The organism is Tsukamurella asaccharolytica (assembly GCF_007858435.1).
Classification (GTDB): domain Bacteria; phylum Actinomycetota; class Actinomycetes; order Mycobacteriales; family Mycobacteriaceae; genus Tsukamurella; species Tsukamurella asaccharolytica.
Genome location: NZ_VIGW01000018.1, coordinates 1 through 20,960, shown reverse-complemented (window position 1 = coordinate 20,960; position 20,960 = coordinate 1). Strand labels below are relative to the sequence as shown.

21 protein-coding genes and 1 rRNA gene are annotated in these 20,960 nt (G+C 67.3%); 13 read left to right on the top strand and 9 right to left on the bottom strand.

Annotated features, from left to right (window positions below; translation table 11 throughout):
- Window positions 1-38 precede the first annotated feature (38 nt).
- Genes FK529_RS18655 through FK529_RS18620 form a run of 8 tightly spaced genes read right to left on the bottom strand, consistent with a single transcriptional unit; the run spans window position 39 to window position 8,081 of the window.
- On the bottom strand, window positions 39-1,001 hold the full coding sequence (locus FK529_RS18655) for an MlaD family protein (RefSeq protein WP_146564056.1): 963 nt from the start codon (window positions 999-1,001) through the stop codon (window positions 39-41).
- Entirely contained in the window at window positions 998-2,047 is a 1,050-nt protein-coding gene (locus FK529_RS18650; RefSeq protein WP_146564054.1) for an MlaD family protein, read from the bottom strand. Before FK529_RS18650 ends, FK529_RS18655 begins: the two co-directional genes overlap by 4 nt.
- Window positions 2,047-3,150 (bottom strand): MlaD family protein, encoded by a 1,104-nt coding sequence (locus FK529_RS18645; protein ID WP_146564052.1) that lies wholly within the window; start codon window positions 3,148-3,150, stop codon window positions 2,047-2,049. The genes FK529_RS18650 and FK529_RS18645 overlap by 1 nt, the downstream gene beginning before the upstream one ends.
- Entirely contained in the window at window positions 3,150-4,169 is a 1,020-nt protein-coding gene (locus FK529_RS18640; RefSeq protein WP_146564050.1) for an MlaD family protein, read from the bottom strand. The genes FK529_RS18645 and FK529_RS18640 overlap by 1 nt, the downstream gene beginning before the upstream one ends.
- A complete protein-coding gene (locus FK529_RS18635) occupies window positions 4,154-5,179 on the bottom strand; it encodes an MCE family protein (protein ID WP_158635156.1) in 1,026 nt (341 codons plus the stop codon). The genes FK529_RS18640 and FK529_RS18635 overlap by 16 nt, the downstream gene beginning before the upstream one ends.
- Before the next feature lie 16 nt (window positions 5,180-5,195).
- Window positions 5,196-6,353, bottom strand: coding sequence for an MlaD family protein (locus tag FK529_RS18630; RefSeq protein WP_146564045.1), 1,158 nt, complete (start codon window positions 6,351-6,353; stop codon window positions 5,196-5,198).
- Between the two features lie 3 nt (window positions 6,354-6,356).
- Window positions 6,357-7,220: an ABC transporter permease gene (locus FK529_RS18625; RefSeq protein ID WP_146564043.1), complete on the bottom strand. Its 864-nt coding sequence runs from the start codon at window positions 7,218-7,220 to the stop codon at window positions 6,357-6,359.
- Window positions 7,221-7,223: 3 nt separating this feature from the next.
- On the bottom strand, window positions 7,224-8,081 hold the full coding sequence (locus tag FK529_RS18620) for an MlaE family ABC transporter permease (RefSeq protein ID WP_146564041.1): 858 nt from the start codon (window positions 8,079-8,081) through the stop codon (window positions 7,224-7,226).
- 324 nt (window positions 8,082-8,405) lie between these two features.
- Between FK529_RS18620 and FK529_RS18615 the strand changes: the two genes are divergently transcribed.
- The 11 genes from FK529_RS18615 to FK529_RS18565 all read left to right on the top strand — a co-directional run bounded on the left by FK529_RS18615 (window position 8,406) and on the right by FK529_RS18565 (window position 18,116).
- Window positions 8,406-9,563, top strand: coding sequence for a glycosyltransferase family 4 protein (locus FK529_RS18615; RefSeq protein ID WP_146564087.1), 1,158 nt, complete (start codon window positions 8,406-8,408; stop codon window positions 9,561-9,563).
- Window positions 9,564-9,773: 210 nt separating this feature from the next.
- Complete coding sequence (locus tag FK529_RS18610; RefSeq protein WP_146564039.1) at window positions 9,774-10,187, top strand: ATP synthase subunit I; 414 nt, start codon at window positions 9,774-9,776, stop codon at window positions 10,185-10,187.
- Window positions 10,184-10,936, top strand: a complete 753-nt coding sequence (locus FK529_RS18605) for a FoF1 ATP synthase subunit A (RefSeq protein ID WP_146564037.1) — start codon at window positions 10,184-10,186, stop codon at window positions 10,934-10,936. Before FK529_RS18610 ends, FK529_RS18605 begins: the two co-directional genes overlap by 4 nt.
- A 78-nt stretch (window positions 10,937-11,014) precedes the next feature.
- On the top strand, window positions 11,015-11,260 hold the full coding sequence (locus FK529_RS18600) for a F0F1 ATP synthase subunit C (protein WP_013125919.1): 246 nt from the start codon (window positions 11,015-11,017) through the stop codon (window positions 11,258-11,260).
- A 29-nt stretch (window positions 11,261-11,289) separates the two neighbouring features.
- Window positions 11,290-11,802, top strand: a complete 513-nt coding sequence (locus FK529_RS18595; protein ID WP_146564035.1) for a F0F1 ATP synthase subunit B — start codon at window positions 11,290-11,292, stop codon at window positions 11,800-11,802.
- Window positions 11,803-13,149: a F0F1 ATP synthase subunit B/delta gene (locus tag FK529_RS18590; RefSeq protein ID WP_146564034.1), complete on the top strand. Its 1,347-nt coding sequence runs from the start codon at window positions 11,803-11,805 to the stop codon at window positions 13,147-13,149.
- Window positions 13,150-13,194: 45 nt separating this feature from the next.
- Window positions 13,195-14,829 (top strand): F0F1 ATP synthase subunit alpha, encoded by a 1,635-nt coding sequence (atpA, locus tag FK529_RS18585; RefSeq protein WP_146564032.1) that lies wholly within the window; start codon window positions 13,195-13,197, stop codon window positions 14,827-14,829.
- The gene (locus FK529_RS18580; RefSeq protein ID WP_146564030.1) at window positions 14,822-15,745 is read left to right on the top strand and encodes a F0F1 ATP synthase subunit gamma; all 924 of its coding nucleotides are present in this window, start codon (window positions 14,822-14,824) and stop codon (window positions 15,743-15,745) included. Before atpA ends, FK529_RS18580 begins: the two co-directional genes overlap by 8 nt.
- 18 nt (window positions 15,746-15,763) lie before the next feature.
- Entirely contained in the window at window positions 15,764-17,209 is a 1,446-nt protein-coding gene (atpD, locus tag FK529_RS18575; RefSeq protein WP_146564028.1) for a F0F1 ATP synthase subunit beta, read from the top strand.
- Between the two features lie 6 nt (window positions 17,210-17,215).
- Window positions 17,216-17,599 carry a F0F1 ATP synthase subunit epsilon gene (locus FK529_RS18570; RefSeq protein WP_146564026.1) on the top strand — a complete coding sequence of 128 codons (384 nt, stop codon included), beginning with the start codon at window positions 17,216-17,218 and terminating at the stop codon, window positions 17,597-17,599.
- Between the two features lie 91 nt (window positions 17,600-17,690).
- The gene (locus tag FK529_RS18565) at window positions 17,691-18,116 is read left to right on the top strand and encodes a DUF2550 domain-containing protein (protein ID WP_146564024.1); all 426 of its coding nucleotides are present in this window, start codon (window positions 17,691-17,693) and stop codon (window positions 18,114-18,116) included.
- Between the two features lie 6 nt (window positions 18,117-18,122).
- On the opposite strand, the gene FK529_RS18560 is transcribed toward FK529_RS18565, so the two are convergent.
- Window positions 18,123-18,695 carry a cob(I)yrinic acid a,c-diamide adenosyltransferase gene (locus tag FK529_RS18560; protein WP_146564022.1) on the bottom strand — a complete coding sequence of 191 codons (573 nt, stop codon included), beginning with the start codon at window positions 18,693-18,695 and terminating at the stop codon, window positions 18,123-18,125.
- 48 nt (window positions 18,696-18,743) lie between these two features.
- Here FK529_RS18560 and murA point away from each other — a divergent pair, with 48 nt between their 5' ends.
- Both murA and FK529_RS18550 read left to right on the top strand, forming a co-directional pair.
- Complete coding sequence (gene murA / locus FK529_RS18555; protein WP_146564020.1) at window positions 18,744-19,997, top strand: UDP-N-acetylglucosamine 1-carboxyvinyltransferase; 1,254 nt, start codon at window positions 18,744-18,746, stop codon at window positions 19,995-19,997.
- Window positions 19,998-20,835: 838 nt separating this feature from the next.
- Window positions 20,836-20,960, top strand: a 16S ribosomal RNA gene (locus FK529_RS18550); the annotation flags it as partial.

Sequence of the window (20,960 nt, the reverse complement as noted above, 5' to 3'; positions counted from 1 at the left end):
TAGCCAATCGTGTCGGGGTTCGTCGGTTCGGCGGGGCGCTACTTCTTCGGCGGGATGACCACCGTGAGGTTCGCGGCACCGTCGGAGCCGACCGTGTTCAACGCCTGCGAGAGTAGCGCGGCCATGTCGATCTGCGGCAGCACGTCCGTCAGCGCCTGCACCACGGGCACCAGCGGCTCGGTGATCGGACCGAGGTTCGACAGCAGCTTGCTGGTGTTCGGTGCGATCTTCATCAGGAACGGGTTGACCGACTTCGTCAGCATCTCGGGCCCGTTGATGCCCTTCATGAGGACGTCCAGGGCCTTGAGCAACTCGACGTCCTTGACCACGAAGGTCCTGGTGGCCGGGCCGAACTCGGAGATCGCGCCGGGGAGCCAGTTCATATCGGCCTGGTAGATCTGGGTGTTCTCCATCATCCGGCGGATGTTCGGCATCCGCGCGGTGAGGGTGCGGGCCAGCAGGTCGCCGGCCTGCGAGATGTTCGGCAGCGAACCCTGCGTGTTGTTGGTCGCGTCCGCCAGGGTCTCGGTGATGCCGCCGAGGTCCGTCGAGTTGATGTTGCTGGTGAGTCCGGAGATCAGCTTGAAGGTCTCGGGGAGCGACAGCGGCTCCTTGATCTTCGCGGTGTCGATCGTCGAGCCGTCGGCCAGGTACGGACCCTCGAGGGAGTCCGGCTGGAACTCGATGTACGGCTCGCCGACCGCGGAGAGTTGCTCGATGCGCAGGCCCGTCTGGGACGGGATCTTGTACTTCCCGTCGTAGCGGAGCTTGACGACGACCTTGCCGTTCTCGCGGTCGATGGTCTCCACGTTGCCGACCTTGACACCGCGCAGCAGGACCGACGAGTCGGGGAGCAGCTGGTTCGCGTTGTCGAGCTTCATGGTCACCGAGCGGTAGTCCGCCAGCGGCCGCCAGTGCAGCACCGAGAACGCGATGTACGCCGTGCCCAGCACCATGACCAGCGCGAAGGTGAGGAGGCTGAAGAAGGTGCTCTTTTTCACGGAACTGCTCCCACCATCCGAAGGTTGTTGACCGCCTGGCGGGCGGCATCGGAAGTGGGCACGCTCCCGTTGGTGCCCAGCTCCTTGACGTTGACCTTGGCCCCGCTGGCGAGGAACGGCAGAATCTTGTTCTTCAGCAGGTCCTCGAGGTTCGCCAGGTTCGCCTGCCGGCCGTTCATGTTCGGCCAGCCGGGGAACATCAGCGGCTTGATCACGCCCGCGACGGTCGCGGTCGAGGCGTCGAGCAGAGGCGCGGTGAACGAGAGGGGCGCCAGGGCGTCGGAGAGGCGGCTGAGCAACTTGATCGCGCCGGTGGTCAGCTCGAGGGTGTCCCCGAACCAGTCGTCGGTCGGCCTGAGCAGCGCGACCAGGATCCGGTCGTTGTCGTTGACCGTCGTGACGAGGCTGCCGACCGAGGTGATCGCCTGACTCACGTTGTCGCTCTGCTGGCCGAGGTCGACCACCGTCTGCGAGACGGTCTTGACCAGCCCGGAGAGCTTCTGCGGGTCCTCGGGCAGGTTGCTGTTGATCCGGCTGAAGGTGTCCTGCAGCTGCATCAGGCTGCCGCTGCCGAGGAAGTTCGCCAGGTCGGCGAGGATGTCCTCGATCTGCGTCGGCGGCTTGGTCTGCGTGGTGGGCACGGTGTCGCCCGCCTTGAGCGGAGTGCCCGGCTTGCCCGGCGTGGACTTGAGGGCCACGTAGGTGTCGCCGAGGATCGTGTCCTGCTGCAGCGTCGCGGTGATGGTGTTGGGCACCTTGACGCCGTCGTTGATCTTGACGTCGACGACGGCCTTGCCGTCCTCGAGGGTCACCTTCTGCAGGCGTCCGGAGATCACTCCGTCGAAGACGACGCGCGCGCGGTCGGGGAGGTTGAGCACGTTCGTGAAGTCGAGGTGCACGACGTAGCCGTCGCCGCCACCGGCCTGCCCGGGGGCGGGGATCGCGGACGGGTTGAAGGGCACCGAGCCGCAGCCGGCCAGCACGGCGCCGGTGGCGACGGTGGCCACCCCCATCGCGAGGGCCCGCCTGTTCAGTGGATTACGCATCAGTACGCCGCTCCCGTCGCGCGCAGGACCGTGGAGATCAGCTCCACATTGACGTGGCCCGCATCGGCGACCTTGCACTGGCCCGGCGCGAACCGGTTCAGGTTGTTGCAGGTCTGGGCCGGGTTCTTCGACGGCACCAGCGCCGACGGCGGCCGGTACGTGATCTTCGTGGCGAGGGTCCTCTGGTCGACGCTGACCTGGAAGGCCCGGATCAGCGGCGGCAGGATGTTGAGCAGGTCACCGAACTGCTTGGTCGTGGCCGCCAGCAGCGTCGTGGTGGGCACGGTGACCTCCAGCAGGGGCGCGATGAAGGCGCCGTACTTGTCGAAGATCGTCGCCAGCGTCTTCACGAGCGGGACGAGCTGGGGGAAGGCGCCGATACCGGTGTCCATCAGCGGCTCGCCGACGTTCTTGATGCGGAAGGCGTACTGCGTGAGGAAGGCGCGCATCTCGTCCCAGTTCTGGACGAGGCCGTCGGAGGCGGGGGCGAAGGCGTCGAGGATCGCCGCCACGTCGCCCATGCCGGGGCCGGGGTTGCGCATCAGCTCGCCGAGCTTGTTGGTGAGCGCGGAGATCTCCGGGCCCGTGCCCTGCGTGGCCTTATTCAGCGCCGGGATCGACGCCATCGCCTTGCGGAACTCGGCGTCGCCGCCGCCGACGGTCAGGTCGTCGACGACCTGCGAGACGGCCTGCAGAGACTCGGTGATCGAGAGCGGCGTCTTGGTGTTGGTGATGCACTTGCCGGGCTGCCACGTCGGCCCGCCCTTGTAGGTCTCGAGGAGCTCGAGGCGACGCTGCGCCACCAGCGAGTCCGCGATCGCGACGACACCGACGTTGGTCGGCAGCTTGCGGTCGGAGGGCAGGTCGAAGTCGACGCGGGTGGTCTTGCCGTTCGGCGTGATCTTGGTGATCTCGCCGATCGGGTAGCCGAACTGCGCCACCTTGCTGCCGGTGAACAGGCCCACTGAGGTGTCGAGCTCGGCGCAGTACGAGGTCTTCTGCTCCGTGAGGCCCCGGAAGGCCACACTGCCCAGCACCAGTGCGACGGCGACGAGGACCACGAATGCGGACATCGCGCCGCGGGAAGCGAGGAACTTACGCATCAGCAGGTCACCCCCGGGCTCGGAATGCAGACGTTGGTCGCGAGGAAGGTCTTCTCGGACTCGTTGAGCTGGATCGTGCCGTCGGGCGCGATCGTCTTCTGCAGGCCGGCCAGCATCTCCTTGGCGTTGGCGATCGCGGGCTCGGCCTGCTGCACGACCTCGCGGGCCTTGGCCACCAGCGCGTCGAAGCGGCTGGCGAGCGGGTCCACGTTGTTGAGGTAGACGTTGAGCAGGGGAGCGAGGCGCTGCACGATCTGCGTCGTGTTGCTCAGGTAGCTCTTGAATCCGGCCAGGTTCACCTCCGCCGCCGAGAAGAACGTGCTCATGTTCCGCATCAGCGAGAGGAGCAGCTCGCCGTTCTGGTTGACGGCGGTGGAGTACTCGCTCATCACCTTCACGAAGTCGCCCGCCTGGTCCTGCTGGCGCAGGATGTTGTCGAACATCCTGTTGAAGGTGCCGACGGTGTTGCGGATCGACTCCGGCTGGTCCACGAGCGCCTGGTTCAGCTGCGACATGGACTCGCGGATCGGCGTCGCCTTGATCTTCTCGACCTTCGGCGTCGCCTGCTGGAAGGTCTCCAGGAGGCTGTACGGCATCGAGACGCGCTCCGGCGGGATCGGCTTGTCGCCCAGGCTCGTGGTGCCCATCGGGGTCAGTGCCATGTAGTAGCCGCCGACCGTGGTGAGCATCTTCATCGAGGCCGTGGTGGCGTCGCCGATGAAGACGTTGTCATCGACGCGGAACTTCACGCGCACGCGATCGTCGAGCAGTTCGACGCCGGAGACGGAGCCCACGCTGATGCCGGCGACGCGGACGTCGACGCCCGATCGCACGGCCTGCGCCTCCTTGAAGTCGGCCGAGTACTCCTTGGTGCCGGGCTGGAAGACGAAGAGGTAGCCGCAGATCCCGAGCACGATGACCGCCAGGAGCGCCCCGACGATGCCCCAGTTCAGCTGGTAGCGGCGGTCCTGCGCGGCCGTGGGCAGCGGACGGTTGAAGAGGTTCATTTTGCGTTGCATACCGTCACCTTCTGACCTGCGACGAAGAGGTTCATCATGCCGGGGAGCGTGGCCTGGCCCTTGCTGCAGGTCGTCGAGACCCCGGCACCGGCCTGCGGCTTCGTGCCCTCGTTCAGGAGCTGGACGATGCCGGGAAGGGTCGCGAGGGCGTTGACCAGCTGCTCCGCGATGGGCATGGCGTTGCTGACGATCGCGTCGAGCGGGGGGTTCTCGTTGGGCGTCAGGCCCAGCGCCGCGAGGAGCGCGTTCGTGCGGCTGACCACGCCCGAGGTCTTGTCCGACCACTCACGCATCGAGTCGACGTTGCTCGCCAGGGTGCGGGAGAAGACCTCGAGCTGCTGGAGCACCTTGGTCAGGCCGGGGGAGGCGCCGCCGATGGACTGGGAGACCGAGCCCAGGTTGGTGATGAGCTGGGTGAGGACGCGTTGGCGATCGTTGCTCACGGCCATCAGCTTGTCGAGCGAGCCGAGCAGCGGGCCGAGGCCATCGCCGTTGCCCTGGATCACGGCGAGCACCGACTGCGACAGGTGGTTGATGTCGTCGGCGTTGAGCGTCGACAGCACGGGCTTGAGGCCTACGAAGACCGTCGTGATGTCGAACGAGGACTGCGTGAACTTCTCGTCGATCGTGCTGCCGGGCTTGACCTCGGCCGCCGTGCTCTTCGGCGTGGGCCGCACCTCGAGGAATCGCGAGCCGGTGAGGTTCTGGTAGCGGATGGCCAGCGTGTCGTCGGTGCGGAACGTACGGTCCCGCTGCACCGTGAAGGTCACGGCCGCGTTGGAGACCCGGTGGTCCGAGGACTGCTTGACCGCGATGTCCTTGACCTTGCCCACCTGCACGCCGAGCATGCGCACATCGTCGCCGACCTTGAGCCCGGAGACGTCCTTGAACTCCGCATGGAAGGTGTCCACGTCGCCCTGCGGCGGCCGGGTCAGCGCCTGGAGCACCAGGACGAGCAGCAGGATCATCACCGCGGCGAACACCGCGATCTTGATCGACGTCGCCTTCATTGACTTCATCGTTGGCTCAGCTCCCAGGCTTCGTGGACGTCGGGGTGCTCGGCTTCGCGGACGCGGGTGCGCCCTGCGACGGCGTGGCCGGCTTCCCGTCCGCCGGCGTGGCACCCGGCGTCGGCGGGATGTAGGTGAACGTCGGTGCCGGGGGCAGCATCGCGCCGATGGCAGGGTAGTCGACCGACAACCGCAGGTTCAGCACGGGCCCGTTCGGGGTGTTCGGCATCGCCTTGCGGACGTTGTCGATCAGCTGGCCGATCTGGATGCCGACGCCCGTCGCGCTGCCGTTGGGGAAGGCGTTGAGCAGAGGCTGCATCAGGGACACCAGCATCGGGGTCGCCGTCTGCAGGCCGTTGAGGGCCTTCTGATCGAGGATCTTCTGCAGCGCCGCGGTGAGGCTGTCCTGCTCGTTGGTCAGGGCGTCCAGCGTGGCCTTGCCGCGGTTCACCCATCCCTTGTCGTGCACCGGCTGGTAGTTGTACAGCGTCTGCACGGCCGGAATGAGGGCAGAGGCGGCGCCGTCGGCGTTCACGATCGCCCGCGTGATCTGGGGGAAGGTCTGCGCAGTGGAGAGCTTCTGCGTGTCCTGGACGGCCTGCGCGACACTGCCGAGGGCGGTGAAGATGGGGAGCATGGCCTTCGACGAGGCGTCGAAGTTCAGCAGGATCTGGCTCATGTGCGGGCGCAGGGCGTCGCTGTTCACGTCACCGATCGTCATGATCATGTTCGAGACCGTGTTGTCGGTGATCGGCTTGGTCGGAGCGATCTGGGCGCCGTCCTGTAGCGCGCCGCCACCGTCGTGCGGGGTCAGGATGACCTCGGAGACGCCGAACAGGTTGCCCGCGGAGTACGCGGCCTCCAGGTTGTTCGTCAGCGACTTGCCGTCGGCCGACTTCATCGTCACCGTGACGCCCTGCTGGCCGTTGCCGAGGGCGGCGATGCGGGTGACCTCACCGACCTTGATGCCCTGAATCCGGACCGGCGCACCGTCGACGATGCCGGCCGCGACGGCGGGCGAGCGGAGCGTGAACGAGAACTCGTCCTTCGGCCACAGGGCCTTGATCAGCCACCCGACGAGGACGATCGCGAGGATGACGGCGACCACGATGAGCCCGCGGCGCCGCAGCACCGGCCGCTCGATCGACATTCCTGGTACGGAAACGACTCCCATTGGTTACCCCTTGAAGTAGACCGGGGAGGTGAAGCCCCACAGCGCGACGGTCATGACGAGGTTGAGGACGACGACGGCCACGAGACTGGCGCGAATGGCGCGACCGGAGGCCGTGCCCACGCCCTCCGGGCCGCCGGAGGCGAAGAAGCCCTGGTAGCAGTGGATGATGATGACCGCGGTCAGGAACACGGCCACCTTGATCACGGAGAAGACGATGTCCGACCCGCTCACGAATTGACTGAAGTAGTGGTCGTACGTCCCGGATGGCATGCCGTACACCGATTTCACCACCCAGGCGCAGGAGAGCCACGACAGGATCAGGGTGATGAGGTAGACGGGGACCACCGCGATCAGTCCCGCGAGAACGCGGGTCGTCACGACGAAGGACACCGAACGCAGGCCGAGGGACTCGAGCGCGTCGATCTCCTCGTTGATGCGCATGGCGCCGATCTCGGCGGTCATGCGACAGCCGGCCTGGGCTGCGAAGCCGACGCCCGCGAGCATCGGGGCGAACTCACGGGTGTTCGCGAACGAGGCGACCACCGCGGTGAGCGGGCCCATGCCGAGCATGTTGAGGATCGCGAAGCCCTGGACGGCGACGATGCCGCCGACCGTGATGCCGAGCACCGCGAGCACCGGCGCGGTACCGCCGCCGACGACGAGAGCGCCTCGGCCCCAGGTGATGTCGGTGAGGATGTACATGATCTGCGACCGGTAGTGCTTGATCGCGTGCGGAACGGTACGGATCACCTCGGCGACGAAGGAGACGACGTGGCCGACGGTGTCGAAGAGGCTCCAGGCTGATCCGGAACCCCCGAACAGCTTGAAGAACCAGCGTGTGCCCCGGGGGCGGTAAACGGTTGCCATGTATCAGCCCACCTGCATCGGGAAGAACATCGTCGTGACCTGCGTGATGAGCAGGTTCAGGGCGAAGATGACGACGAACGAGAGGACGACGGTGGCGTTCACCGCGTCGGCGACGCCGCGCGAGCCGCCGCGGGCCTCCAGTCCTCGCTGGCAGCCGATGATCGCGATCACGGTGCCGAAGATGATGGACTTGATGAGCGAGATGTACACGTCGACGGGGTGTGCGAACGACCCGAAGGAGAGCCAGTAGGCGCCGGGGGTCACTCCCTGGCTGCCGACGGCGACCAGGTAGCCCGCGAGCGTGCCGATCGCGATCACGAGGATGTTGAGCAGCGGTGCCACGATCCAGGCGGCCAGCAGGCGGGGGACCACGAGGCGGTTGAGCGGGTTGATGCCCATGACGCGCATCGCGTCCGTCTCCTCGCGGATCGTGCGCGCGCCGAGGTCGGCGGCGATCGCGGAGGCGCCGGCGCCGGCGAGGAGCAGGCCCGTGGCGATCGGCGCGCCCTGCGTGATGACGGCGAGGCCGCCGGCGGCGCCCTGCAGTGAATCGGCGCCGAGCTGGGCGATGATGTTGCCCACCTGGATCGAGATGACGATGCCGAAGGGGATGGCGATCAGCACTCCGGGGAAGCTGGTGACGCCGATCATGTACCAGACCTGGTTCAGTGTTTCCTTCCACTGGAGCCGGCCGCGGAACGTGTCGGTCACGAGGGCGACCAGCGCCATGACCAGCATGCGCACGCTGCGGCCGATCGTGCGAATGGAATCCACGACGGTGCTGGAGAAGTTCTTGCTGATGATCGACCAGTACGAAGGCCGCTTGGTACGCGCCGCGCCCTGTACAACGGAATGCGTCACCGTGAACGTCTCCTCTCGACGGTGGCCACACTGTGACCCACATGGTGCGTTCTCGGGTGTATGACCGAGGACACTATACCGACCCGACGAGTGATGTGGGCCATTGGCGTGCTTCGCGGACGCCGGTGAGCGACTCGTCAGTAACATTTAGGCATTCGGATGGTGGGTGTCCATCCGCTCAGGTCAGGCGGGGTGTGGCGACAGGCTATCGCAAAGGCGCGGCATGCCGGACGAGCCCGGCCGGGGGGTGCGAGTAGATTCGCACGCGTGCACATCGAGACCCTGAGCGGGGTGGTCGTCGGGTCGGGCGGTGCCGGCGTCCCGATGCGGGAATTGCTGGTAGTGGGACTGACTGCTGCAGTTGTCACATTCTTCGCCACGTCGGCGGTGCGTGTGCTCGCGACTCGATTCGGTGCAGTCGCAGTGCCCCGCGCGCGCGATGTCCACGTGGTGCCCACCCCGCGCCTCGGCGGGGTCGGGATCTACATCGGGATGGTCGCCGGGATCTTTCTGGCCGCCCAGCTGCCCGCGCTCACGCGCGGCTTCGCCTATTCGAAGGATGCCGTCGCGGTTCTGGTCGCCGGCGCCGTGATCGTGGTGGTCGGCATCATCGACGACCGCTGGGGCGTCGACGCCCTCACGAAGCTGGTCGGCCAGATCTTCGCGGCGGCCCTCCTGGTGGTGATGGGCGTCGCCTGGAACGTCGTCTACGTCCCCGGCGTCAATACGACGGTGGTGCTCGACCAGTTGCAGGCCGGACTGCTGACGGTGGTGGTGGCCGTCGCGACGGTCAACGCCATGAACTTCATCGACGGGCTCGACGGGCTGCTGGCCGGCGTGGCCGCGCTCGCGGCGCTGGCCATCCTCATCTTCTCCGTGGGCCTGATGTTCGACTCGGGCGGCGACGCACCGTCGTACCCCCCGGCCCTCATCACGGCGGCGCTCTTCGGCGCGTGCGTGGGTTTCCTGCCCCACAACTTCCAGCCGGCCCGGATCTTCATGGGGGACTCGGGCTCGATGCTGCTCGGCCTCACCCTCGCCGCGGCGTCGACGTCGGCGTCCGGGCGGATCTCCCAGAACGCGTACGGGACGACCGACATCTTCGCGCTGCTGTTGCCCCTCCTGCTCGCGGTCGCGGTGATGTTCGTGCCGATGCTCGACCTGTTGCTGGCGGTGATCCGTCGTACCCGCGCGGGGGTGCATCCCTTCACCGCCGACAAGATGCATCTGCATCACCGGCTGTTGCAGATCGGGCACAGTCAGCGCCGTGTCGTGGTGGTCATCTACCTGTGGGTGGGTGTGTTGGGCCTGAGCGCCGCGGCGTCGACGATGCTGCCGCCGGCGCTGATCGCGCCCCTCTTCGGAGCGGGTCTGCTGTGCGCCCTCGTGTTCACTGTCGTGCCGCGGATCGTGCCGCGTCTGCGGGAGCGCTTCTCGGAAACCGCGAGGTCAGAGGCGGCGAGCAAGACGGGCTCCCGGTAACGCGGTACGGGCGTTCTGTTGTACTATCGTGTGTAGTTGATCGGCTGATTCGTCGCACGGACCCGATGTGGGGAGTGCCCCTCGTTCTTGGTAGAGTCTCAGCCAATCACAAAGAATCCGTGATGTGAGCCACGCTACGGATTCGGCAGACGCCGCCCCCGGTCGCCGCGAGACCTTCGTAGGACCGACCCTGACCCCGAAGGAGGGGACATGACGACGCCCGCCCCCACCGTCGATGGTCCTGTCGGCCGCTCGGTGGTGACCTTCGTGAACCCGATCGTGATCGTGATCGGCCTGTCCGTGATCGCCGCCGGCGTCGGCATGGCGCTCGGGCATCCGTGGTTCGCCGCGTGGTTCCTGCTCGGCGGCCTGCTGTCCGTCCTCAACGCCAAGCTGGCGGTCCTCAAGGTGGCCACGGTCACCGCGGAGAACGAGCCCCGCAAGACGCCGGTCGCCGTCAACTCGATGGTCCGCCTCGGTGTCGTCTCCGTCATCGCGATCGTCATCGCCTACTTCTTCCGGCCCGATGGGCTGGGCGTGATCTTCGGCCTCGCCGTCGGTCAGATCGTCCTTGTCCTGAACACCGTCATCCCCGTTCTGAAAGGGCTTCGCCAGCAGCCATGAACACCAACCTGTACGCCGAGGGTGCGATCAAGGTCGCCCACTACAAGCCGTTCGAGCTGTTCGGATTGACCTTTCACTGGGACACGATCCTGGCCACGGCCATCGCGGCCTCGATCGTCCTCATCCTGGCGTTCATCCTCAAGGCGAAGGTCACCTCGACCGGCGTGCCGAGCGGGGTTCAGCTGTTCTGGGAGGCCATCACCATCCAGCTCCGGGGACAGATCGAGTCCGCGATCGGAATGCGGATCGCCCCCTTCCTGCTGCCGCTCGGGATCACGCTGTTCACGCTGATCCTGTTCGCCAACTGGCTCGCGGTGCTGCCGCAGCAGTACACCGGTGCGAGCGGCACGCCGTCGGAGATCTTCCTGCCGCCGGCCGCCGACGTCAGCTTCGTCTACGCGCTCGTGCTCGTCGTGTACCTCGGCTACCACGCGGCGGGCTTCCGTACCCACGGCATCCTCGGCTACCCGGCGAAGGTCGTGCGGGGCCACGCGATCGGCCTCGCTCCGATCAACGTGATCGAGGAGCTCGTCTCCAAGCCGCTGTCGCTCGCGCTGCGACTGTTCGGCAACGTCTTCGCGGGCACGGTGATGATCGCCGTCATCGCGCTGCTGCCGGCCTACATCCTCTGGTTCCCGAACTCCCTGTGGAAGTCCTTCGAGCTCTTCGTCGGCCTCATCCAGGCGTTCATCTTCTCGCTCCTGACCATCCTGTACTTCTCCACTGCCATGGAGAAGGAACACCACTGACCTGATCGCGGCCCACACGGGCCCCGGTCGAGAAGACCCTGGTAGGCCGACTACCAGAAACCGAAAGGGAAAAGATAAATGGATCCGAACATCGCGCAGGGTGCCCTCATCGGCGGCGGCCTGATCATGGGTGGCGGCGCCATCGGCGCCGGTATCGGTAACGGTCTCGCCGGTTCCCAGCTCGTCGCCGGCATCGCGCGGCAGCCGGAGGCCCAGGGCCGCCTGATGACCCCGTTCTTCATCACCGTTGGTCTGGTCGAGGCCGCGTACTTCATCAACCTGGCCTTCATGGCCCTGTTCGTGTTCGCGACCCCGATCTCCTAACTCGCTCGTAAGAAACGGGAACTGACGTCATGCAGCTCGCTGAGGGAAACTTCCTCCTCCCCACCGCGGGAACCTTCATCTCGTGCCTGATCATCTTCTTGATCGTGCTCGCGGTGATCTGGTTCTACGTGGCACCTTCCGTCCAGAAGGTCCTGGACGATCGCGAAAAGATGATCCACCAGACTGCCAGCGACGGTCGCGCCGCGGCCAAGGGTTTCGAGGACGCCGAGTCCGAGTACCGCGCCGGGATCGACTCCGCCCGCAGCGAGGCCGGCAGCATCCGCGACGAGGCGCGCGCCAGTGGCCGCGCCTCGATGGAGGAACAGAAGCAGCGGGCTACGGCCGAGGCGGACGCGATCACGCGGGAGAAGACCGACCAGCTGCGCACCGCGGGCGATTCCGCGGCCGCGGCGGCGCGCGCCGATCTCGCTCCGCTCTCGGCGTCGTTGGCGAGCCGCGTGCTCGGCTTCGACGTCACGCAGGACCCGGCCCTCAAGACGAAGTTGGATGCTCTCTCGAGCGACAAGGTGGTGAAGAACTAAATGGGTGTCTTTATCGGCAACCTGATCGGCTTCGCGGTCATCCTCTTCGTCCTGTGGAAGTTCGTCGTTCCGCCGGTGAAGCGACTCATGAAGGAGCGCCAGGACACCGTCCGGGCGCAGCTCGAAGAGTCGCGCATCGCGCAGGAGAAGCTGTCGCAGGCGGGCCAGGCGGGGGAGCGCGCACGCTCCGACGCCGCCCGCGAGGGCAGCCAGATCCGCGACGAGGCCCGCGGCGACGCGGACGCGATCCGCGAAGACCTGCGCGCCCAGACCGCCCGTGAGGTCGCCCGGATCGGCGAGCACGGCGAGGGACAGGTCGCGCTCAACCGCAGCAACCTGGTCCGGGGCTACCGCGCCGGGCTCGGCGCCGAGGCCGTCGACGTGGCCGGGCGCCTCGTCCGCGACCACCTCAGCGACCCGGCCAACCAGTCCACGTCGGTGGACCGCGCGCTCGACGAGTTGGAGTCCATGACCCAGGGCGCCGACGAGGCGCGCGTCACGGAGGCCGATCGCATCGGCACCCGTTCTTTGCGCGCCGCGAGCCGCGACGCCGTGCGCCAGCTGGCGGCCGGCTTCGACCAGCGCACCGCGGGTCTCGACCAGGCCGCGCTGGCCCGGGTCGCCGACGACTTGGGCGAGGTCGTGAACGTGCTGGGTGAGCAGCCGGTGCTGCGCAAGCACCTCGCCGAGGCGGGCGAGGCCCCCGAGGCCAAGCGCACCCTCGTCGACAACCTCTTCGGCGGCAAGATCAGCGCCGAGGCCACCGCCTTCCTGCAGGACGCCGCGGCGGCCAAGTGGTCGGCTCCCGCCGACTTCGTGACCGCTGTCGAGCGGCAGGCCCGCGTGGCCGTGCTGCTCGGCGCCGAGCGCGCCGGAGCGCTGGACGAGACCGAGGACGAGCTGTTCCGCGCCGGCCGCATCCTCGAGGGCGAGCCGAAGCTCACCGCGGCGCTGTCCGATACCCGGGCGCCGGCCGCGACCCGCATCGCGCTGCTGGACAAGGTCTTCGGCGGCAAGGTGAACGAGTTCACCGCGGCGCTGCTGCGCCAGACGGTGCGCCTCGTGCGCGTCGGCCGCGTGGACTCCGCCGTCGCATCCATCGCGGAGCTCGCCGCGGCCCGTCGCGGCGAGTCCGTCGCCGTGGTCGAGTCGGCGGTCGCCCTGACCGACGCCCAGCGGACCCGCACCGCGGATCTGCTGGCCCGCATCTACCAGCGCAAGATCGCGGTCCAGACCGAGGTCGTCGCCGAGCTCCTGGGCGGCGTGCGCATCACGGTGGGCAACGAGGTCATCGAGGCCGACATCGCGTCGCGCCTCGACAAGGCCGCCGAACAGCTGCCCCGCTAACACCCAAACTTCCACCCAGAACACAAAAGAGGGAAACGAGTACTCATGGCTGAGTTGACGATCTCAACCGACGACGTCAAGGGCGCGATCGAGCAGTACGTCTCGACGTTCGAGGCCGACGCCTCCCGCGAGGAGATCGGCACCGTCTCCGATACCGCCGACGGCATCGCCCACGTGACCGGGCTTCCCGGCGCGATGGCGAATGAGCTGCTCGAGTTCCCCGGCGGGGTGCTCGGCGTGGCGCTGAACCTCGACGAGGACGAGATCGGCGCCGTCATCCTCGGTAACTACGAGGAGCTCGAGGAGGGCCAGCAGGTCCGCCGCACCGGCGACGTGCTGTCCGTGCCCGTGGGCGACAAGTTCCTGGGCCGCGTGATCAACCCGCTCGGCCAGCCGATCGACGGCCTGGGCGACATCGAGGCCGAGGAGCAGCGCGTCCTCGAGCTGCAGGCCGCGTCCGTGCTCGAGCGCCAGCCCGTCGAGGAGTCGCTGGCCACCGGCATCAAGGCCATCGACGCCATGACCGCCATCGGCCGCGGCCAGCGCCAGCTGGTGATCGGCGACCGCAAGACCGGCAAGACCGCGGTCTGCGTCGACACCATCCTCAACCAGAAGGCGAACTGGGAGTCGGGCGATCCGACCAAGCAGGTCCGCTGCATCTACGTCGCCATCGGCCAGAAGGGCTCGACGATCGCGGGTGTGAAGGCCGCGCTCGACGAGGCCGGCGCCATGGAGTACACGACCATCGTCGCGGCCCCCGCGTCCGACTCGGCCGGCTTCAAGTGGCTCGCCCCCTACACCGGCTCGGCCATCGGCCAGCACTGGATGTACCAGGGCAAGCACGTCCTCATCGTCTTCGACGACCTGTCGAAGCAGGCCGAGGCCTACCGCGCGATCTCGCTGCTGCTGCGCCGCCCGCCGGGCCGCGAGGCGTACCCCGGCGATGTCTTCTACCTCCACTCCCGCCTGCTGGAGCGCTCGGCCAAGCTGTCCGATGCCCTCGGCGGCGGCTCGATGACCGCGCTGCCGATCATCGAGACCAAGGCCAACGACGTCTCGGCCTTCATCCCGACCAACGTCATCTCGATCACCGACGGCCAGGTCTTCCTCGAGTCCGACCTGTTCAACAAGGGCGTCCGCCCCGCGATCAACGTCGGTACCTCGGTGTCCCGCGTCGGTGGCGCCGCGCAGACCAAGGGCCTGAAGAAGGTCTCGGGCTCGCTGCGTCTGGAGCTCGCGCAGTTCCGCGAGCTGGAGGCCTTCTCGGCCTTCGCCTCGGACCTCGACGACGCCTCGAAGGCACAGCTGGCGCGCGGCGCCCGCTGGGTCGAGCTGCTCAAGCAGGACCAGTACAGCCCGTCGTCGGTCGAGGACGAGATCGTGTCGATCTACCTCTGCGGCGAGGGCCACTACGACTCGGTCCCCGTCGAGGACGTGCGCCGTTTCGACGGTGAGCTGCTGAGCCACCTGCACCACGCGGCGGCCGGCGTCTACGAGTCCATCGCGGGCGGCAAGGTCCTCGAGAAGGACCAGGCGGAGATCCTCGTCGCCGAGACGAACCGCTTCAAGGAGAGCTTCCTCGCCTCCGACGGCTCGCGCGTGGTGAACGAGGCGGAGTCCGACGCCCTCCCGCCCGAGGACGTCGAGCAGGAGACGATCAAGGTCAAGCGCAATGGCTAGTATCCGAGAGCTGCGCTCGCGGATCCGTTCGGTCAACTCGACCAAGAAGATCACCAAGGCGCAGGAACTGATCGCGACCTCGCGGATCACCAAGGCGCAGGCCCGCGTCGCGGCCGCCAAGCCCTACTCCGAGGAGATGACCTCGGTGCTCTCGGAGCTGGCCAGCAAGTCGGGCTCGCTCGATCACCCGCTCCTCACCGAGCGGGCGAACCCGAAGCGCGCCGCGGTCCTCGTGGTCTCCTCCGACCGCGGCATGTGCGGCGGCTACAACTCGAACGTGCTGCGGGAGACGCGCGAGCTGATCCAGCTGCTCAAGGACGAGGGCAAGGAGCCCGTCCTCTACGTCATGGGCCAGAAGGGGCTGGATTACTTCCGGTTCCGCGGCCAGGACGTGGCGGGCGCGTGGACCGGCTTCTCGCAGCAGCCGCACCACTCGGACGCCGCCGCGGCGACCGAGACGCTGGTGAAGCTCTTCGAGACCGGCTCCGAGGAGTACGTGACGATCGACGGCGTGGAGACGCACGGCGTCGACGAGCTGCACATCGTCTACACCCGCTTCGTGTCGATGCTCTCGCAGGCCCCCGAGGTGCGCCGCATGGCCCCGCTCGTGGTCGAGGTGAGCGACGGCACGTCGGACGACGACGGCGACGCGGCTCGGAACTTCACCTTCGAGCCCAGCGCGGACAGCCTGCTGTCGTCGCTGCTGCCGAAGTACATCGCGACCCGCGTCTTCGCGGCACTGCTCGACTCGGCGGCGTCGGAGAACGCAGCGCGTCGTACGGCCATGAAGGCGGCCACCGATAACGCCAACGATCTGGCCGTCTCGCTCTCCCGCGAGGCCAACCAGCTCCGCCAGGCGCAGATCACCCAGGAAATCAGCGAAATCGTCGGTGGCGCCGGCGCCCTCGCGAACTAGAAACCGGAAAGCAGACACATGACTACAGCAACCCAGCCCGCGTCGGCGGGCACCGCTGCGGCCACCGGTCGCGTGACGCGGGTCATCGGCCCGGTCGTCGACATCGAGTTCCCGCGCGGCGCCATTCCCGACCTGTTCAACGCCCTGCACGCGGAGATCACCCTCCCGTCCGTGGCCAAGACGCTGACCCTCGAGGTCGCGCAGCACCTCGGTGACAACCTGGTGCGCGCCATCTCGATGCAGCCCACCGACGGCCTGGTCCGCGGCACCGACGTCACCGACTCGGGCTTCCCGATCCGCGTGCCCGTCGGCGACGTTGTCAAGGGCCACGTGTTCAACGCGCTCGGCGACTGCCTGGACACCCCCGGCCTCGGCCGCGACGGCGAGCAGTGGGGCATCCACCGCAAGCCCCCGGCCTTCGACCAGCTCGAGGGTAAGACCGAGATCCTGGAGACGGGCATCAAGGTCATCGACCTCCTCACCCCGTACGTCAAGGGCGGCAAGATCGGCCTGTTCGGTGGCGCCGGCGTCGGCAAGACCGTTCTGATCCAGGAGATGATCACCCGTATCGCGCGCGAGTTCTCGGGCACCTCGGTGTTCGCGGGTGTCGGCGAGCGTACCCGTGAGGGCACCGACCTCCACCTCGAGATGGAGGAGATGGGCGTGCTCCAGGACACCGCGTTGGTGTTCGGCCAGATGGACGAGCCGCCGGGGACGCGTATGCGCGTCGCCCTCTCGGCCCTGACCATGGCCGAGTACTTCCGCGATGTGCAGCACCAGGACGTGCTGCTGTTCATCGACAACATCTTCCGCTTCACGCAGGCGGGCTCCGAGGTCTCGACCCTGCTGGGACGTATGCCCTCTGCCGTGGGTTACCAGCCCACCCTGGCGGACGAGATGGGTGAGCTCCAGGAGCGCATCACGTCGACCAAGGGCCGGTCGATCACGTCGCTGCAGGCCATCTACGTGCCCGCCGACGACTACACCGACCCGGCGCCGGCCACCACCTTCGCGCACCTCGATGCGACCACCGAGCTCTCGCGTCCGATCTCGCAGCTGGGTATCTACCCCGCCGTGGACCCGCTGACCTCGACCTCGCGCATCCTCGAGGCGTCGATCGTGGGCGACAACCACTTCCGCGTCGCCAACGAGGTCAAGCGCATCCTGCAGAAGTACAAGGAGCTGCAGGACATCATCGCCATCCTCGGCATGGACGAGCTCTCCGAGGAGGACAAGGTCACGGTGCAGCGCGCTCGCCGTATCCAGAAGTTCCTCGGCCAGAACTTCATCGTCGCCGAGAAGTTCACGGGCGAGAAGGGCTCGGTCGTCCCGCTGGCGGACACCATCGAGGCCTTCGACCGCGTGTGCAAGGGTGAGTTCGATCACCTGCCCGAGCAGGCGTTCAACAGCTGTGGTGGTCTCGACGACGTCGAGGCCGCCGCGAAGAAGATCGCCGGAAAGTAGTTTCCAGTGGCTGACACGGCGTTTCAGGTAGAGGTCGTCTCCGTCGAGGAGCGGCTGTGGTCGGGCGAGGCGACGTTCGTCATCGCTCAGACCACGGAGGGTGAGCTGGGTGTCCTGGCTCATCACGAGCCGCTGTTCGGCCAGCTCACCACCGGCGGCGCCGTCGCCATCGACACGGTGGGCGGCGAGCGACTGGCCGCGGCGATCCGCGGCGGCTTCCTCTCGGTGACCGGCGAGCGGGTCACGGTGCTGGCGGACGGGGCTGAGTGGGCCTCCACGCTGGAGGAGGCCGAGGTCCGGCGCGCCCTGGAGGCGGCGGCGGACGGGTCCGACGAGCAGGCGACCGCGCAGGGACAACTGCGCGCGATCGAGTTCCTCGCGGGCAAGTAACATCGAAGGAGCAGCGTGAAAGCCGGTGGCCCGGCCAAGACGGGCCACCGGCTTTCCTGCTATCCGGGCACGGAGCAGTGAGGAGCGCGTGATGGGCGGAGTGGTCTTCGTCGCGGTGGTCGCGGTCCTGTTGCTGCTCGTCGTCGGCGCGGTCATCGTGCTGCGGCTCTACAGCCTTCGCGTCGCGGGGGTGCCGATCATCCTGCGGTACCTGCCGGCGCAGGGGGAGCAGGGCTGGCGCCACGGCACGCTCCGCTACGACGACCACGAACTCAGGTACTACCGGCTCTCCAGCGTGCGGCTCGGCCCCAGCTGGACGCTGCCGCGCAACGGGACCGAGATCGTCGGCCGCCGCGCGCCGCAGGGCACCGAGCTCGACGTGATCGACCCCGACATGGTGATCGTGCACGCCGCAACCCCGGGCGGGGACACCGAGCTGGCGTTCGCCCGGGACGGCCTTACGGCCTTCCAGTCCTGGCTCGAGTCGCGCCCCAGCCCGCGTCGCGAGCGCCCGTAGCCCCGATCAACGATCGCCGCCGGGCTTCCACAGCACGTCGCCCTCGGGGTTCGCGACCCGAGACAGGATGAACAGCAGGTCGGAGAGCCGGTTGAGATATCTCGCCGGGAGGGCCGAGACCGACTCCCCGTGGTCACGCACGGCCTCCCACGCGGCCCGCTCGGCCCGCCGGACGACGGTGCGCGCGAGGTGCAGGTACGCCGCCAGGGGCGTGCCGCCGGGCAGGACGAAGGAATCGAGCTTCGGCAGGTCCTCGTTGTACTGGTCGCACCACGCCTCGAGTCGCTCGATGTAGTCCTGCGTCACGCGCAGGGGCGGGTGCTCCGGATCCGCGACGACGGGGTTCGACAGGTCGGCGCCCACGTCGAAGAGCTCGTTCTGGATCCGCAGGAGGACGGCCCGCAGGTCGGGGCCGGGTTCTCCGACCGTGATCGCCAGCCCGAGGGCCGCGTTGGCCTCGTCGCAGTCCGCGTAGGCCCGGAGCCTCGCGTCCGACTTCGTGACCCGGCAGAAGTCGCCCAGCCCGGTGGTGCCGTCGTCGCCGGTGCGGGTGTAGATGCGGGTGAGGTGGACAGCCATGGTCACAGGCTGTCACAGGCCCGGGCCCCGTGCCATAGGCTGAGTGGCGTGGGAGAGAAGTTTCTGGTGCACGGCGGAGCCCGACTGACCGGCGAGGTCACTGTGGGCGGCGCGAAGAACAGTGTCCTCAAGTTGATGGCGGCCACGTTGCTCGCCGAGGGCACGTCGGTGCTGACCAACTGCCCTGAGATCCTGGACGTCCCGCTGATGGCGGATGTGCTGCGGGGACTCGGCGCGGAGGTGGAGCTCGAGGGCGACACGGCGCGCATCACCACGCCGGCGGTGCTCAATCATCGCGCGGACTTCGACGCGGTCAAGCAGTTCCGCGCATCGGTGTGCGTTCTGGGTCCGCTGATGGCGCGCGAGCACCGCGCCGTCGTGGCGCTGCCCGGCGGCGACGCGATCGGTTCGCGGCCGCTCGACATGCACCAGTCCGGGCTCCGCGCGCTCGGCGCGACGAGCTCGATCGAGCACGGTTGCGTTGTCGCGCAGGCAGATTCGCTGCAAGGTGCGGAGATCACGCTCGAGTTCCCCTCGGTGGGTGCCACGGAGAACATCCTCATGGCCGCGGTCCTGGCCTCGGGCCTCACCGTGATCAGCAATGTCGCGCGGGAGCCGGAGATCGTCGACCTCTGCGCGATGCTCGTGCAGATGGGTGCCGATATCGAGGGGATCGGCACTGACACCCTGATGGTGCGAGGGGTGGAGAAGCTGCACCCCACGGAGCACCGGGTCATCGGAGACCGCATCGTCGCGGCCACGTGGGGCTTCGCCGCGGTCATGACGCGCGGCGACATCACGGTCAACGGCGTGGCACCGGAGACCCTGGGGGTCGTGCTGCAGAAGCTCCAGGACGCGGGGGCGACGGTGACCGAGCGTGCGGACGGGTTCCGCATCGCCTCCCCCGAGCGGCCGCACGCGGTGAACGTGGCGACGCTGCCGTTCCCGGGATTCCCCACCGACCTGCAGCCGATGGCGATCGGCATGGCGTGCGTCGCGGACGGCACGTCGATGATCACGGAGAACGTCTTCGAAGCGCGCTTCCGCTTCGTCGAGGAGATGGTGCGCCTCGGCGCCGACGCGCGGACCGACGGTCACCACGCAGTGATCAGGGGAGTGGAGCGGCTCTCGAGCGCTCCGGTCTGGTCGACCGATATCCGCGCCGGCGTGGGCCTGGTGCTGGCGGGACTCTGCGCTGACGGCATGACCGAGGTGCACGACGTCTTCCACATCGACCGCGGGTACCCGAACTTCGTGGGCAACGTGACGGCACTCGGCGGGCGGATCGAGCGAGTGTCCTGACGAACGCGCCCGGTTGCCGCCGCCGGCCGGCGACCGGTTCTGCAGGACTACCTGCCGATTTGTGTTCTGAGTTCGACGTGTGTAACTTATATCGAGTCAGCAGCGCCCAGGTGCCGCCCGGCAAGGCCCACAGCAGTCCAATGAATCTGGATCTCGACGTGCCGCCGGACCTTCGCAAACCGGGACGATTCGCAAGAATCATCGCGCTGACCGCCATGGACGAGAGACCTTCTCCTCGATCACGCCCCGTGCGGATCGTGTGGTTTCCCGCTGTGGCGAGCGGCCCGGATGCCGGATCGTCGCCCGCGAGAGCGAGTTGCGAACCGATTTCCGAGTTGCTAGGCTAGAACGGTTGCTCCGAGCAGCCAGCCCCAGGGAAGATCATCACTTTCGAGCGCTCTGCGCGTTCGAGAGGATCTCTCCATGAGGTTGAGCGGGTCGAGGTGCCCCGTATCGCAACCCGCGAGAGCGAGTTGCACACGGAAATCCGATCTGCTAAGCTAGAACGGTTGCTCCGAGCGAGTGAGGCCGCGAGTTTGACTGGCCGGCTTCGCTAGAGTAGCATGTAGTGCCTGCGAAGGTGCGGTTCATACAGAATCTCGATCGTATGGACGGCCGCGTTTGGCGTGTTCTTTGAGAACTCAACAGTGTGTCGATGAAATTGTCAGTGCCAAATTTTGGCACGCATAGGCAATCAATGTTTTTTGGTTGTTTGGGTTGTGGCTTTTCTCGTTTATTTCTTTGCGAGATGTATTTCTGGAATCATTGATTTTGTCAGTGGTTTCGTTTTTTGTTCAGGATTTCCTGATTATGCTGAAACCTTGTGTTTCTAGTGTTTTTTATGGAGAGTTTGATCCTGGCTCAGGACGAACGCTGGCGGCGTGCTTAACACATGCAAGTCGAACGGTAAGGCCCTTCGGGGTACACGAGTGGCGAACGGGTGAGTAACACGTGGGTGACCTG

Bases quoted from the DNA above. Each gene is read 5' to 3' on its own strand.
- FK529_RS18650 (WP_146564054.1), bottom strand. From the start codon at position 2,047: ATGCGTAATCCACTGAACAGGCGGGCCCTCGCGATGGGGGTGGCCACC.
- FK529_RS18645 (WP_146564052.1), bottom strand. From the start codon at position 3,150: ATGCGTAAGTTCCTCGCTTCCCGCGGCGCGATGTCCGCATTCGTGGTC.
- FK529_RS18640 (WP_146564050.1), bottom strand. From the start codon at position 4,169: ATGCAACGCAAAATGAACCTCTTCAACCGTCCGCTGCCCACGGCCGCG.
- FK529_RS18635 (WP_158635156.1), bottom strand. From the start codon at position 5,179: ATGAAGGCGACGTCGATCAAGATCGCGGTGTTCGCCGCGGTGATGATC.
- FK529_RS18630 (WP_146564045.1), bottom strand. From the start codon at position 6,353: ATGGGAGTCGTTTCCGTACCAGGAATGTCGATCGAGCGGCCGGTGCTG.
- FK529_RS18625 (WP_146564043.1), bottom strand. From the start codon at position 7,220: ATGGCAACCGTTTACCGCCCCCGGGGCACACGCTGGTTCTTCAAGCTG.
- FK529_RS18615 (WP_146564087.1), top strand. From the start codon at position 8,406: ATGCGGGAATTGCTGGTAGTGGGACTGACTGCTGCAGTTGTCACATTC.
- FK529_RS18610 (WP_146564039.1), top strand. From the start codon at position 9,774: ATGACGACGCCCGCCCCCACCGTCGATGGTCCTGTCGGCCGCTCGGTG.
- FK529_RS18605 (WP_146564037.1), top strand. From the start codon at position 10,184: ATGAACACCAACCTGTACGCCGAGGGTGCGATCAAGGTCGCCCACTAC.
- FK529_RS18600 (WP_013125919.1), top strand. From the start codon at position 11,015: ATGGATCCGAACATCGCGCAGGGTGCCCTCATCGGCGGCGGCCTGATC.
- FK529_RS18595 (WP_146564035.1), top strand. From the start codon at position 11,290: ATGCAGCTCGCTGAGGGAAACTTCCTCCTCCCCACCGCGGGAACCTTC.
- FK529_RS18590 (WP_146564034.1), top strand. From the start codon at position 11,803: ATGGGTGTCTTTATCGGCAACCTGATCGGCTTCGCGGTCATCCTCTTC.
- atpA (WP_146564032.1), top strand. From the start codon at position 13,195: ATGGCTGAGTTGACGATCTCAACCGACGACGTCAAGGGCGCGATCGAG.
- FK529_RS18580 (WP_146564030.1), top strand. From the start codon at position 14,822: ATGGCTAGTATCCGAGAGCTGCGCTCGCGGATCCGTTCGGTCAACTCG.
- atpD (WP_146564028.1), top strand. From the start codon at position 15,764: ATGACTACAGCAACCCAGCCCGCGTCGGCGGGCACCGCTGCGGCCACC.
- FK529_RS18565 (WP_146564024.1), top strand. From the start codon at position 17,691: ATGGGCGGAGTGGTCTTCGTCGCGGTGGTCGCGGTCCTGTTGCTGCTC.
- FK529_RS18560 (WP_146564022.1), bottom strand. From the start codon at position 18,695: ATGGCTGTCCACCTCACCCGCATCTACACCCGCACCGGCGACGACGGC.